Here is a 12,366-nt window from a genome sequence, read left to right on the forward strand (position 1 = left end):
CAAACTTAGCTGATTACATAGTTTATAGTTAAATACATTTTATTTTAAAAACCTACTTGACACATATGAATAATCTGAATATTATAGTGTATAATAGAACAACAACTAAAGCTGATCGGATAAACCGAAGGCCCTTTGTAACTCTAATACAAATGGCTTTCGGTTTTTATTTTTTCTTAAAGCCGACTTAACTTATCTAGTTTATTGGATATGGGGTGATGAATTGAAGGTTTCAAGTAAAGGGGAATATTGTTTAAGAGCATTAATTATGTTAGCTGTTAAGAAGGAAGAAAGGCTGACAGTTGATGAAATTAGTAAAGCCACTCATGTAACGCCAGCATATTTAGAAAAACTATTAAGCCAATTAAAAACTTTAGGATATATTAACAGCAAGCGAGGTACCAGAGGGGGCTTCATGCTGCAGCTAGCCCCTAAAGACATTAAAATTGGTGAAGTAATAAGAAAGCTAGAAGGGCCTCTTGCTCCAATGAGTTGTGTAAGTGTGACTTCCTATCAGGAATGTGCCTTAGAAGGTAGTTGTATGTTAAAGCCTTTATGGGGGCTTGTCAGGGACACAGTAGCGGACGTTCTTGATCGAACAACATTAGCCGATTTAGTAGAAGGGAACATTGGATCATACAGGGAGGTAATCTAAGATGAGCACTGTAGATGGAGAAAAGCTAACAGAAATTACAAAAGCTTTGCAAAAGATTGCGTTTGGGTCTGTAGTGATAACCATACATGATGGACAGATCACTCAGATAGATGCGACAGAAAAGATTCGCTTTGTGCAACAACGAAAGAAAAAATAGTGTGAAAGAGCCAACCGGACCACCGAAGGCTTCTATATATAGGGAACTTATTTGAAGTGTCCTTGTTTATAGAAGCTTTTTATTTTTATCCAAATAGTAATCTGCTATAACAGCAGGTTTCTATTAAATCATACACATAAGGGGCGAAAGTGACATGGGAAAGAATCATTCGATCATTAAAGGATTAAAAGGGTTGGGACTTACTTCTTTAGTAGTGGCAGGGCTTGTTGGATGCGGCTCAAGCGAGGAGTCATCAGGTACTGAAGGAGCCGCTTCAACTTCTAGTAAAAGTGGGGAAGGGAAAATTGAATTACTCAATGTCTCATATGATCCAACCCGAGAATTGTACTCAGATTTCAATAAAAAGTTCAGTGAATATTGGGAGGAGGAAACAGGTGATAAGGTTACTATCCAGCAATCCCATGGGGGCTCCGGCAGTCAAGCTCGATCTGTAGTAGATGGACTTGATGCAGACGTTGTCACTTTAGCGCTTGCTTATGATATCGATATGCTTCATGAAACGCGAGACTTAATTCCTGCTGATTGGCAGGAGAGACTTGAGTATAATTCTACGCCATATACTTCAACGATTGTTTTTCTTGTTAGGAAAGACAATCCACTTGAAATCGAGGATTGGGATGATTTAGTCGAAGAAGATGTATCGGTAATTACCCCTAATCCCAAAACGTCTGGAGGAGCAAGATGGAATTATTTAGCAGCTTGGGGGTATGCGCTTGAAGAATATGGAAGTGAAGAAGCGGCAGAAGAGTTTGTCTCAAAACTTTATAAAAACGTGCCAGTTCTAGACTCAGGCGCTCGAGGTGCAACCACCACATTCGTTGAAAGAGGAATTGGAGATGTATTTCTTTCATGGGAAAATGAAGCCTTTCTTGCTTTAAATGAATTAGGTGAAGATGAATTTGAAATCGTCTTTCCATCAGTAAGTATCTTAGCAGAACCACCAGTTACCGTAGTTGATCATGTTGTCGATAAAAAAGGAACGAGAGAAGTAGCAGAAGCTTACCTTGATTTTCTATATACAGTAGAGGGGCAAAAGCTTGCAGCTGAACATTATTACCGACCTCGGAATGAAGAGATCCTTGCTGACCATTCAGATACGTTCCCTGAGTTAAACTTATTTACAATTGATGAGGTGTTTGGTGGCTGGAGCTCTGCACAAGAAAAGCATTTCAGTGATGGCGGTGTATTTGATCAAATCTATCAACCATAGGGAATCGTTTGTGAGGGGGGATTCCCCCTACAAGGTAGATAAAAAGGAGAATATCCAAAATGAAGAAGACATTAACCTTTAAACAACCTAGTATTCTCCCAGGCTTTGGGTTATCAATGGGGATTACACTGTTTTATTTAGGCTTGCTTATTCTACTCCCATTATCAATGGTGTTTATTAACACATCAACAATGGGCTGGAATGAATTTTGGCAGGTTGTTACAGAACCGAGGGTAGTAGCTTCCTATAAATTAAGTTTTGGGGCAGCGTTTGCTGCAGCTATAATCAACGCCATTTTTGGATTAATTGTAGCCTGGGTGCTTGTAAGATACCAGTTTCCAGGCAAGCGTATTATAGATGGATTAGTAGATCTTCCATTTGCATTGCCGACAGCAGTGGCTGGTATTGCGCTTACTACTTTATACACAACAAACGGGTGGGTAGGACAATACCTCGATATTTTTGGGATACGAGTTGCTTTTACTCCGCTTGGGGTAATGCTTGCCTTAACCTTTATTGGGCTTCCATTTGTTGTACGGATGGTGCAGCCAGTGTTACAAGGCCTTGAAAAGGAAGTAGAAGAAGCATCAGCGAGCCTCGGTGCAAACAGATATCATACGTTTACCAAAGTGATTGCACCTGTTTTACTTCCTGCATTATTAACAGGTTTTGCCTTAGCCTTTGCTAGAGCACTAGGTGAATATGGGTCTGTGGTATTTATATCTGGAAATATGCCAATGCAGACGGAAATCACTCCTCTGTTAATCATGACAAAATTAGAACAGTTCGATTACGCAGGTGCGACAGCGATTGCTGCTGTGATGCTTGTTGTTTCATTTATCATGTTACTGCTCATTAATATTCTACAGTGGTGGACCAATCATCGCCGCCAAGTGTCATAAGGGGGATTAAGCTATGGCTGGTCAAGTTCAAGTATCAACAAATCATTCTCTATCTACAAATCGTGCTGTTACCGAATCACCTTGGGTAAGAATAGGGTTAATTGGTATAGCCTTAACGTTTTTAACACTTGTATTACTGCTGCCGTTAGTCGCTATTTTTATAAAAGCATTTGAACAAGGCGCTGCTGTATATTTTGCTTCTATTACAGAGCCAGATGCGCTTTCGGCAATAAGACTTACTTTACTAGTTGTATTAATTACTGTACCGCTCAATACAATTTTTGGTGTGGCAGCTGCATGGGCTATTTCTAAATTCCAATTTAAAGGGAAAAACATTTTAACAACACTCATTGATCTTCCATTTGCTGTTTCCCCGGTCATTGCGGGGCTGGTGTTTATTTTATTATTTAGTGTACATGGCTTATTTGGTCCGTGGTTTTTAGAGCGTGATATTCAAATAATCTTTGCTGTACCAGGCATTGTTTTGGCTACGATGTTTGTTACCATTCCATTTATTGCTCGTGAATTAATACCAGTTATGCAAGCACAAGGTACAGCTGCAGAAGAAGCTTCTTTAACACTTGGAGCGAACGGATGGAAAACATTCTGGTATGTCACACTTCCATCTATAAAGTGGGGGCTTCTATACGGGATCACACTTTGTAACGCAAGGGCAATTGGAGAGTTTGGTGCTGTTTCTGTTGTATCAGGTCACATACGCGGCTTAACAAATACCATGCCGCTGCATGTTGAAATTCTATATAACGAATATCAATTTACCGCTGCATTTGCCGTGGCATCCTTGATGTCTATATTGGCTATTGTCACTTTGATTATTAAAAACATCATAGAATGGCGTCATATGAGTAAGTAGGAGGTTTTAAATATGTCAATTCAAATTCATAACGTCTCAAAGTCGTTTGGTACATTTCAAGCACTTGATACTATTGATTTAACTATACAGACTGGGGAGCTTGTTGCATTGCTGGGCCCATCAGGATCAGGAAAAACCACATTACTTCGAATCATTGCAGGTTTAGAGCAAAGTGATAAAGGAGAGATTTCATTTGATGGGAAAGAAATGACAAATGTAGATCCCACTTCCCGCCAAGTAGGGTTTGTTTTTCAACATTATGCACTTTTTGCCCATATGAATGTTGAAGAAAATATATCTTACGGGTTAAGAGTCAGGCCTCGAAAATTACGCCCGGGTAAGAAAGAAATCCATGAAAAAGTAAGTGAATTATTAAGTCTTGTTAAATTAGAAGGGCTCGGTAAGAGGTATCCATCTCAATTATCTGGAGGCCAGAGGCAGCGTGTAGCTTTAGCAAGGGCCTTAGCAGTTCAGCCGAGAGTACTCCTTCTTGACGAACCATTTGGCGCCCTAGATGCAAAGGTGAGAAAGGATCTGAGAAGATGGCTTAGAAGACTCCATGATGAATTTCACGTGACGAGCGTCTTTGTTACTCATGATCAGGAGGAAGCTCTTGATGTTTCTGATCGTGTAGTAGTGATGAATAACGGCAAAATTGAACAGGTTGGTACACCAAATGATGTGTATGAAAAGCCAAATAGTCCGTTTGTATTTGATTTCTTAGGGAATGTAAACCGATTTACAGGACGTTTAAAGGAGGGAGCGTTAGAAGTAGGCAATAGCCGTATTTTAACTCCGCAATATGGCGGCAAGAACAGTTCTGAGGCAACTTTATATGCTCGTCCGCACCAAATGGAGATTCTTAAGGAAAAAGAAGAGCATGCAATTCAGGCGAAAATCTCTCATATTCATGCAGTAGGCCCAATTGTCTTTATAGAACTTGAGCAAGAAGGCTTGAATGAAATCATTGAAGTAGAAATGATGAGGGAGCGCTTTGATCAACTTAACTTAAAGGCGGCTGATACGGTATATGTCAGGCCAAAGCAAGTAAAGTTATTTCTTCCAAACGATTATGCTATTTAAGCGAGTGCCTATCTCATGATTCTACGATGAGATAGGTTATTTTTAAGTTTAGAAGTATGAAAAAAGGTTATGTATAGTTGTAGGGGTATAAGGAGTATTAACTAAAGGAGGAATCGTGATGTTTCATGTAACAGTTAAATCACCACATTCAATTAATGAGACAGTAGAGAAGTTAACAGCTAATTTAAAAGAGCAAGAATTCGGCGTTCTTTGGGATTTTGATCTCCGAGGAAAACTAGAAGAGAAAGGCCAAACATTTGATGAAGATTTCCGTGTGCTTGAAGTGTGTAATCCAAAAGTTGCTAAAGACGTGCTGACAAGGAACTTGCTGGCAGGATACTTTCTTCCATGTAAGATGGTTGTGTATGTTGAAAATGGCGTAACAAAAATTGGAATGCCAAAACCAACTCACTTAATTTCTACCTTGGATGATTCAGAATTAACCAGTCACGCAGAAGCAGTAGAAGAGCGTTTAACGATTGCCATGAATCAAACCGTTAATGGATAAATGGTAAAAAAACGGCGATCATTCGTCGTTTTTTTAGTTAAATCACAATATCTAACTTTATGTGTTTTTAGCAAGAGTGTAATAAAAGTTTTTTTCTATGTACAGACACAGGCGAGCCCAATTCGACATATGAATGTAAAAACGACAAATGCGGGGGTGAGGTCGTGTCTGGAATGCTAGCGGCACTTTCTTATTTTGTAAAAGAAGTGATTGTGTTTGTTTCTTATGTGAAAAACAACGCGTTTCCGCAGCCGCTCAAAAAAGACGATGAACGTAAATACTTAAAGCTGATGCAAGAGGGGGATGCGGAGGCGAGAAATTTACTCATTGAACATAATTTAAGACTTGTTGCTCATATCGTCAAAAAATTTGAGAATACAAGAGAAGACACAGAAGATTTAATTTCAATCGGTACAATAGGGTTGATTAAAGCGATTGAAAGTTATTCTGATGGGAAAGGGACAAAGCTTGCGACGTATGCAGCTAGATGTATTGAAAACGAAATCCTCATGCATCTTCGTGCATTGAAAAAAGTGAAGAAAGACGTTTCTCTTCATGACCCGATTGGTACAGATAAAGAAGGCAATGAAATTTCACTTATTGACGTTCTCCAAGAAGATGCAGACGATATTGTTGATGTGATTCAGACAAAAATGGAGAAAAAACAAATTTATGAATACATTCATGTACTTGATGAGCGTGAGAAAGAAGTGATCGTCGGCAGGTTTGGGCTCGATATGGAAGATGAATTGACACAACGAGAGATTGCCAAGAAGCTTGGAATCTCTAGAAGCTATGTTTCAAGGATTGAAAAGCGAGCACTGATGAAGTTGTTCCATGAATTTTATAAACATAGTCAAGGGAAGGGATAGAAAAAACAGCTGGCAATGGCCGGCTGTTTTATTTTTTGTATGAAGGGTAGAAGCCATATAGTCAGGCTTGCTTATAACAAAGGAACTTTCAGGTAAGAATAAAAAAAGAAAGGCAGGTAACCGATGAGAAAGGGTGTGTATGAGTGAGTAAACAATACATAAATGAGGCATTTTGGCTTCGTGCGATTTCTTGTTTAGCCGTTGCGGTCACTCATGCAGTGAACACCACGCTTGCAAATTATGAACATACGGCCTCTGAATTAAGTGAACATATCCTTATATTAATCCGCTTTATGGCCTTTTTTGGGACTCCTGCGTTTGTGTTTATATCAGAGTTGTTACTAGCTAAGGCCTATCCTAATCATGTTCCTGAGGATTTTTTTAAGAAGCGGGTGATGTTTTTACTGATTCCGTTTATCTCGATTGGTATATTGTTCGCTTTGGTTATATTTCATTCATGGGAAGAGGCGTTATTGCAATCATTTAAGCATATTTTTCTTGGTGGATATTACGGTTATTTCATTTTGATCATTTTTCAGTTTTATATACTCCATGTTCTACTGCAAGGCTACCTGAAAAAATGGTCTCCAAAAGTCGTTCTACCGATTGCTTTAATCCTTAATTTGATTTATTTAGGTTTTTTTAATTTTACAGAACCAGGAAGATCTCCTGTTGCTGAATACATTTGGCTGCGTGGATACTGGGTACCATTTTTCGGGTGGATCTTTTATTTCGTTCTTGGGTATTATTGCGGGAAGAATTATGAAGCACTGAAAGTTTTATTACTTAGACATAAATGGAAAGTACTGGTTATGCCGTCCGTATCAATCGTACTTCTAGTCTTCTTAGTCACCTCAGACATTTTATCTGTCGTCTCATCAAAAAGAATAGATATGCTTCTTTACACAGTAAGTATGATATTTGTGATAATTTTATTCACGATGAGATTTGATTATGTCCCACCCTTTATTAGGTTAATAAGTAAATATTCCTTTAATATTTATTTATTGCATAAATTCTTTTTGTTTTATATGGGACCGGTAGAATTTCTACATCCTCTCTTATATTTTATAGCGGTATTTATACTTTCTGTAGGCGCATCAATTTTGTTGGCCAAACTGTTATCTCCAATAAAGATAAGTCAGTACGTCATTGGAAGGCAATTAGTGGTGCCTGATGCAGTAAAAGGAGAGAAAATGAAAAAGAACTAGTTTTTACTAAAGGTATTAGTGGAAAATAAAGTACTATTAAGAAATGTAGTATATAATAGAAAAATCTGATTCTTTAAAAGGAAGGGGTAAAGAAATGAAGAAATTAGCGATAGGAATGGCCGCTCTTTTTTCAGCATTTGTTATTTCTGCTTGCGGAAATGAAGAGGTTAACCCGGATGAAGTCATGGAAAACGAGAAACAAACGGAAACTGAGGGAGAAGAGCATTCTGAAATGGACGAGCATGGTGATGTGGACGAAGATGAACATGCTCACATGGATCACTCAAGCTCTGGTGAGGTTCCGGAAGGCTTAGAAGAAGCTGATAATCCAACGTATGAGATAGGAAGCCATGCGATGATCACTGACGGCCATATGCCTGGGATGGAAGGTGCCGAGGCAACGATTGTTGGTGCGTACGATACAATGGTTTATGCGGTGTCTTATGATCCAACAGACGGCGGCCCGAGAGAAGAGAACCATAAATGGGTGATTCATGAAGAATTAGAAGAGGCTGAGCAGGACCCTTTTGAACCGGGTGATGAAGTCACTCTTAATACAGACCACATGGCGGGGATGGAAGGTGCTGTAGCAGTCATTGATTCAGCCCAACAGACAACCGTGTACATGGTGGACTTTACCCTAACAGATAGTGGAGAAGAAGTGCTTAACCATAAATGGGTCACAGAAGAAGAGTTATCTGAATTGGAGCATAGCAATCATTAATACTAGGATAGAAAAAAAAGAGGAGCTTCCCATTTATAGGGAGCTCCTCTTTTTTGAATGTACCTTTTTATATGTCTGAAATACTTAGGTTTACTAGGGCACGCTTTGTTTATAATGGAAGATATTTAGCACAAAGCTTTGTTCAATCTTTAAATATAGTACTATGAAATTTTTTCACACAATGTTCGTAAATGTCACTCGTTTACCTCATAACGACCTTCTTGCAACTATTTATATCAAGTTTCGACAAGAGGTGACGTGACAGAGAAGCTTCAAGCCTTTATAATGGGGGGACGTGTGAGGAAGCAGGTGTGAAAAGATTGTTAGAATATACGATTCATAAACATGCAAGCAGTTTAGAAGATGTCGTTTTGATTCACGGTTTTGGTGGAAATTCAAAGATCTTTAAATTGCAGCTAAAAGCATATACAGAACACTTTAATGTAATTACGATTGAATTGCCTGGTCATGGAAACTCGCCAGATGTAGATTCATATACAGAAGATTTCTCTTGGAAATTAGCCGCTAGAGAAGTGGTGAAAACACTAGACTTTTTAAAATTGAAACAAGCGCATTTTGTGGGCGTATCTTTAGGAACCATTATCATTCATCAAATTCTTCAAGATGCACCAGAACGAGTAAAAAGTGTTGTCATGGCAGGGACTGTCACAAGATTTAATTTAACGTCTAAAGCACTGTTAACATTTGGAAAGCTCATTAAGCCATTTACTCCCCACTTATGGATCTATAAATTATTTGCTCAAATTATGATGCCTAAGGCGAATCATAAGAAATCACGCGATAGTTTTATCCGTGAAGCGGTTAAGATGAAGCGGAAAAATTTTATGGGCTGGTACGATGCAGTACAATCTATCGAAACCACTTATACTTTTGTTCAAAAGCATGCTCCTGAGATCGGTAAGCTGTATATATCAGGCAGTGAAGATCACTTTTTTATTGATACATTAAAAGAAGATATTAAGTCTGATAAAAAGGCAAGCTTGATTGTTTTTGAGAAATGCGGGCACCTATGCAATATCGAAAAGTACCGCAAGTTCAATGAAGTTTCTGTAAACTTTTTGAAGGGGCAGTTCGAGGCTGTAAAAAAAATTTCCTAATGTTGGGTTAATTGGAGGAAGAATATGAATATCTTTCTAACAGGTTCTACAGGGTTTCTTGGCGGTAAGCTCATCAAGAATTTAATAGAGGACACCTCTCATCAGTTGTATGTGCTTGTTCGTAATATGGAAAAAGGAATGAAGGTTAAATCAGCATTTACAGCTGAAGAACAAGAACGTATTCATCTTTTAAAGGGTGATATTACGGATGTTGATTGTGGATTATCTAAAGAAAACCTTAAACAACTAAACAACAATATAGATGCATTTTATCATTTAGCAGCTCTTGTAAAATTTGATTTAGATTTACGTGATGAATTATTTGCGATTAATTATAACGGAACAAAACATGCACTTGATCTTGCGGTAAAATTAGGAGTAGAATCGTTCCATTATGTAAGTACAGCCTATACTGTTGGAAAACGCAGCCTTGGAGTAGAGGATCTGTATGATCCATCGGCTGAATATAACAACCCTTATGAAGAAAGTAAAGTCAAATCTGAACATCTTGTTTTTGCTTATTCCGATAAAATGAATGTCTCAATTTTCAGGCCATCTATTATAGTCGGTGATTCAAAAACAGGAGAAGCAGACTCTGAATTTACTCTTTATGGGTTTATGCGTGCCCTTGATTTATTTAAACGTCGAGTGAGCAGACAGAATACTTCTTCTGAAGTCTACCGTTTGGTGGCAAATAAAGAAGGTACATCAAATCTAGTTCCTGTTGATTATGTTGCTGACGTTTTAGCAGTCGGTTTAGTAAAAGCGGAGCCTAATAAGGTTTACCATATTACAAATCCTAATCCGCCAAATAATATGGATCTCTTAAACGTATTAAAAGAGGCTCTAGAATTTGAGCGGTTGTCGGTTGTGGAAGATACCATTAGCTATGAATTAAGTCCGGCAGAAATGAAATTGAACGGAATGGTGGATGTGTTCAATGTATATCTATCAGGTGCAATTACATTTGAAGATGCTAATACCCAAAGGTTAATCAAACAAACGAACATTAAACATTTAATGATGTCAGAAGAAACGATTAAAATGATTATCGAAGCCTACTTTGATATGCAGGTTGTCAAAATATAATGAAAAACGCAGCATCGGTGTAGAGACATCGGTGCTTTTCTGTCGTTAACTAATCTCCTTTAATAGGTTTAAGTTCCTATTATAAAAGGTGTTAGGTGGGTATTAAGTCATATTTTAATTTAGAGAAGGGGGCTAGGGAGAAAATCTTAATATTTAACCTTTATTAAAGATAAATGTCCATTTTCCCCGAGGAGCTGCATGCAGAAATGCAGTAAACTTTCATTGCATCTTGAATAGTAATGCTTATGGAAGAAGGCAAAGAAGTTGTAAAGAAAGGAATTGACAAAGTAAATCTGACAGGCAATGGTTTTACAGGGATTTTAAAAGATATACAATTGATGAAAGCACAAACAAACGAAATGATGTAATTATCGATCAAGTCAACCAACAATCGATTAATATGACAGGGGAAATTGAAGATGTTGCTGTCATCGCTGAACGAACAAGCATCCAGCAGTATTCAAACGATCAGTGCCTCCGTAGAAGAGCAAAATACATCCATGGAGGAGATCTCCTCATCTGTCACACTATTAAATGGTTTAGCGCAGGATCTATCAAGGGAATTAGAGAAGTTTAAAGTGGAATAAACACAAATGTAAATACATTCAAAAACCCTTAAGGCAAGATTTCACCTTAAGGTTTTTTGATTCAATCTAAAGGGTTAATGATTTCAAAAGTTATATTTAATTGAGTTATTATTATTTTTATGAAAAGCACAATATTAACCAACTGCTCTATCTGCTTTTATCAAAATTGAGCTTAAATGAAAAATATCTGTTTTTATTGATTGCTTTATATGGTCATTGGTAGCATGCAAATATTCGTCAGCTAATTTTTTTAATTCGATTTTGAAAATTTCATATTCAAATTTTGTTAACATATGCAGCACCTCTTGCTAGTCAAAATATAAATCTAGTATATAAGTACCCCCGATTTAGCTTGCTGAAACGTAATTAATGGGTATATGGTAATTTAATTTTCAAGTATATGTTCTATATTAATTTACCTATACAGAATAAATTTCATTTCTAGGTATACTATCTTATAATAAAAATGTTACATTGCTTTTGGTATAATCAGGTGGGAGGCTTGTATGAATGATTTAACGAAGAACATTATTGCGATTAGTATAGGAGGGGCAATAGGAACGACTTTCAGGTACATATTTAATATAGTAACGCTTGAAACAGGCTATCCCTTGGGTACAATTATAGAAAATCTTGGCGGAAGTTTTTTATTAGGGTTTTTGACTGCTTGGTTTATTGTTTTTAAACCAAAAGAATGGGTGAAAACGGGTCTTGGAGTAGGTTTATGCGGAGGGTTTACGACGATGTCTACTTTTGCTGCAGACTCCGTTCTCTTGTATGGTGTACACGTTTATAACGCGTTAATTTATGTGGTTATCTCTCTCTTTGGCGGAGTGGTGTGTGCATTAGCAGGTTCAGTTCTAGGCACTGCGATAGCTAAACGCAAACTGAAAACGAGAGAAGGAGGGCTTAAATCATGAGTATATTCCTTCTTGCATTAGGCGGAGCTATTGGCGCTGTCACTAGATATCTTTTGGGTTTAATCATAATGAAGAAGTTTCCAAAACCTCCTGTACCCACTGCAATGCTCGTTGTGAATATATTAGGATCCTTTGGGCTAGGGGGTTTTTTGGGAGGGTATTTTGGTGAAGTCCCATTAGGTGCTTATGAAGACCCTCTCTTTTTATCAATTGGACTTGGTTTTTTTGGAGCATTTACTACCTATTCAACCTTCAGTGTTGAGGCTGTTATGTTAATCGAACAAAAAGAGTGGCGAAAACTACTGGCATATATTGGATTAAGTATATTAGGGTCAATAATCACTTTCATGTTAGGCTTCTGGATAACAGCGAGTATTTTTTATTAGAACAGCTTTATGGAGCTGTTTTTTTTTTGTCATTTTTTTGGTTAAATGG

At 37.7% G+C, this 12,366-nt stretch carries 17 protein-coding genes; 16 read left to right on the forward strand and 1 reads right to left on the reverse strand.

The genetic code is table 11. The features are described 5' to 3' along the window. The first annotated feature begins 223 nt into the window (after positions 1-223). From PQ478_RS05200 to PQ478_RS05265, 14 genes are all read left to right on the forward strand, one after another. Positions 224-655 carry an RrF2 family transcriptional regulator gene (locus tag PQ478_RS05200; RefSeq protein ID WP_289236062.1) on the forward strand — a complete coding sequence of 144 codons (432 nt, stop codon included), beginning with the start codon at positions 224-226 and terminating at the stop codon, positions 653-655. Between the two features lies 1 nt (position 656). Next, positions 657-812, forward strand: a complete 156-nt coding sequence (locus PQ478_RS05205; protein ID WP_289236063.1) for a YezD family protein — start codon at positions 657-659, stop codon at positions 810-812. A gap of 154 nt (positions 813-966) precedes the next feature. After that, positions 967-2,043, forward strand: coding sequence for a sulfate ABC transporter substrate-binding protein (locus PQ478_RS05210; protein ID WP_289236064.1), 1,077 nt, complete (start codon positions 967-969; stop codon positions 2,041-2,043). Positions 2,044-2,102: 59 nt separating this feature from the next. Further along, positions 2,103-2,945, forward strand: coding sequence for a sulfate ABC transporter permease subunit CysT (gene cysT, locus PQ478_RS05215; RefSeq protein WP_289236065.1), 843 nt, complete (start codon positions 2,103-2,105; stop codon positions 2,943-2,945). 13 nt (positions 2,946-2,958) lie between these two features. Then, on the forward strand, positions 2,959-3,819 hold the full coding sequence (gene cysW, locus PQ478_RS05220) for a sulfate ABC transporter permease subunit CysW (protein ID WP_289236066.1): 861 nt from the start codon (positions 2,959-2,961) through the stop codon (positions 3,817-3,819). A 12-nt stretch (positions 3,820-3,831) separates the two neighbouring features. Then, on the forward strand, positions 3,832-4,902 hold the full coding sequence (locus tag PQ478_RS05225) for a sulfate/molybdate ABC transporter ATP-binding protein (protein WP_289236067.1): 1,071 nt from the start codon (positions 3,832-3,834) through the stop codon (positions 4,900-4,902). 118 nt (positions 4,903-5,020) lie between these two features. Next, positions 5,021-5,410, forward strand: coding sequence for a DUF302 domain-containing protein (locus PQ478_RS05230; RefSeq protein ID WP_289236068.1), 390 nt, complete (start codon positions 5,021-5,023; stop codon positions 5,408-5,410). 164 nt (positions 5,411-5,574) lie between these two features. Then, positions 5,575-6,282 carry an RNA polymerase sporulation sigma factor SigK gene (gene sigK / locus PQ478_RS05235; protein WP_012958014.1) on the forward strand — a complete coding sequence of 236 codons (708 nt, stop codon included), beginning with the start codon at positions 5,575-5,577 and terminating at the stop codon, positions 6,280-6,282. Positions 6,283-6,425: 143 nt separating this feature from the next. Beyond that, complete coding sequence (locus PQ478_RS05240) at positions 6,426-7,493, forward strand: acyltransferase family protein (protein WP_289236069.1); 1,068 nt, start codon at positions 6,426-6,428, stop codon at positions 7,491-7,493. A 94-nt stretch (positions 7,494-7,587) separates the two neighbouring features. Beyond that, the gene (locus PQ478_RS05245) at positions 7,588-8,217 is read left to right on the forward strand and encodes a DUF1541 domain-containing protein (RefSeq protein ID WP_289236070.1); all 630 of its coding nucleotides are present in this window, start codon (positions 7,588-7,590) and stop codon (positions 8,215-8,217) included. Between the two features lie 311 nt (positions 8,218-8,528). After that, positions 8,529-9,335 (forward strand): alpha/beta fold hydrolase, encoded by an 807-nt coding sequence (locus PQ478_RS05250; RefSeq protein ID WP_289236071.1) that lies wholly within the window; start codon positions 8,529-8,531, stop codon positions 9,333-9,335. Positions 9,336-9,359: 24 nt separating this feature from the next. After that, the gene (locus PQ478_RS05255; RefSeq protein WP_289236072.1) at positions 9,360-10,424 is read left to right on the forward strand and encodes an SDR family oxidoreductase; all 1,065 of its coding nucleotides are present in this window, start codon (positions 9,360-9,362) and stop codon (positions 10,422-10,424) included. A 245-nt stretch (positions 10,425-10,669) separates the two neighbouring features. Next, a complete protein-coding gene (locus PQ478_RS05260) occupies positions 10,670-10,792 on the forward strand; it encodes a hypothetical protein (RefSeq protein WP_289236073.1) in 123 nt (40 codons plus the stop codon). A 51-nt stretch (positions 10,793-10,843) separates the two neighbouring features. Further along, positions 10,844-11,011, forward strand: a complete 168-nt coding sequence (locus tag PQ478_RS05265) for a hypothetical protein (protein ID WP_289236074.1) — start codon at positions 10,844-10,846, stop codon at positions 11,009-11,011. Positions 11,012-11,145: 134 nt separating this feature from the next. On the opposite strand, the gene PQ478_RS05270 is transcribed toward PQ478_RS05265, so the two are convergent. Further along, on the reverse strand, positions 11,146-11,304 hold the full coding sequence (locus tag PQ478_RS05270; RefSeq protein ID WP_289236075.1) for a hypothetical protein: 159 nt from the start codon (positions 11,302-11,304) through the stop codon (positions 11,146-11,148). Positions 11,305-11,517: 213 nt separating this feature from the next. Between PQ478_RS05270 and PQ478_RS05275 the strand changes: the two genes are divergently transcribed. Both PQ478_RS05275 and crcB read left to right on the forward strand, forming a co-directional pair. Next, the gene (locus tag PQ478_RS05275; protein WP_289236076.1) at positions 11,518-11,931 is read left to right on the forward strand and encodes a fluoride efflux transporter FluC; all 414 of its coding nucleotides are present in this window, start codon (positions 11,518-11,520) and stop codon (positions 11,929-11,931) included. Next, positions 11,928-12,317 carry a fluoride efflux transporter CrcB gene (gene crcB / locus PQ478_RS05280; RefSeq protein ID WP_289236077.1) on the forward strand — a complete coding sequence of 130 codons (390 nt, stop codon included), beginning with the start codon at positions 11,928-11,930 and terminating at the stop codon, positions 12,315-12,317. The genes PQ478_RS05275 and crcB overlap by 4 nt, the downstream gene beginning before the upstream one ends. Positions 12,318-12,366: the final 49 nt, after the last annotated feature.

It is taken from the genome of Alkalihalophilus pseudofirmus (assembly GCF_029094545.1).
GTDB lineage: Bacteria > Bacillota > Bacilli > Bacillales > Bacillaceae_D > Alkalihalophilus > Alkalihalophilus pseudofirmus.

Excerpts from the sequence above, each read along its gene's own strand:
- PQ478_RS05205 (WP_289236063.1), top strand. The coding sequence starts at position 657 with ATGAGCACTGTAGATGGAGAAAAGCTAACAGAAATTACAAAAGCTTTG.
- PQ478_RS05210 (WP_289236064.1), top strand. The coding sequence starts at position 967 with ATGGGAAAGAATCATTCGATCATTAAAGGATTAAAAGGGTTGGGACTT.
- cysT (WP_289236065.1), top strand. The coding sequence starts at position 2,103 with ATGAAGAAGACATTAACCTTTAAACAACCTAGTATTCTCCCAGGCTTT.
- cysW (WP_289236066.1), top strand. The coding sequence starts at position 2,959 with ATGGCTGGTCAAGTTCAAGTATCAACAAATCATTCTCTATCTACAAAT.
- PQ478_RS05225 (WP_289236067.1), top strand. The coding sequence starts at position 3,832 with ATGTCAATTCAAATTCATAACGTCTCAAAGTCGTTTGGTACATTTCAA.
- PQ478_RS05230 (WP_289236068.1), top strand. The coding sequence starts at position 5,021 with ATGTTTCATGTAACAGTTAAATCACCACATTCAATTAATGAGACAGTA.
- PQ478_RS05245 (WP_289236070.1), top strand. The coding sequence starts at position 7,588 with ATGAAGAAATTAGCGATAGGAATGGCCGCTCTTTTTTCAGCATTTGTT.
- PQ478_RS05255 (WP_289236072.1), top strand. The coding sequence starts at position 9,360 with ATGAATATCTTTCTAACAGGTTCTACAGGGTTTCTTGGCGGTAAGCTC.
- PQ478_RS05260 (WP_289236073.1), top strand. The coding sequence starts at position 10,670 with ATGGAAGAAGGCAAAGAAGTTGTAAAGAAAGGAATTGACAAAGTAAAT.
- PQ478_RS05265 (WP_289236074.1), top strand. The coding sequence starts at position 10,844 with ATGTTGCTGTCATCGCTGAACGAACAAGCATCCAGCAGTATTCAAACG.
- PQ478_RS05270 (WP_289236075.1), bottom strand. The coding sequence starts at position 11,304 with ATGTTAACAAAATTTGAATATGAAATTTTCAAAATCGAATTAAAAAAA.
- PQ478_RS05275 (WP_289236076.1), top strand. The coding sequence starts at position 11,518 with ATGAATGATTTAACGAAGAACATTATTGCGATTAGTATAGGAGGGGCA.
- crcB (WP_289236077.1), top strand. The coding sequence starts at position 11,928 with ATGAGTATATTCCTTCTTGCATTAGGCGGAGCTATTGGCGCTGTCACT.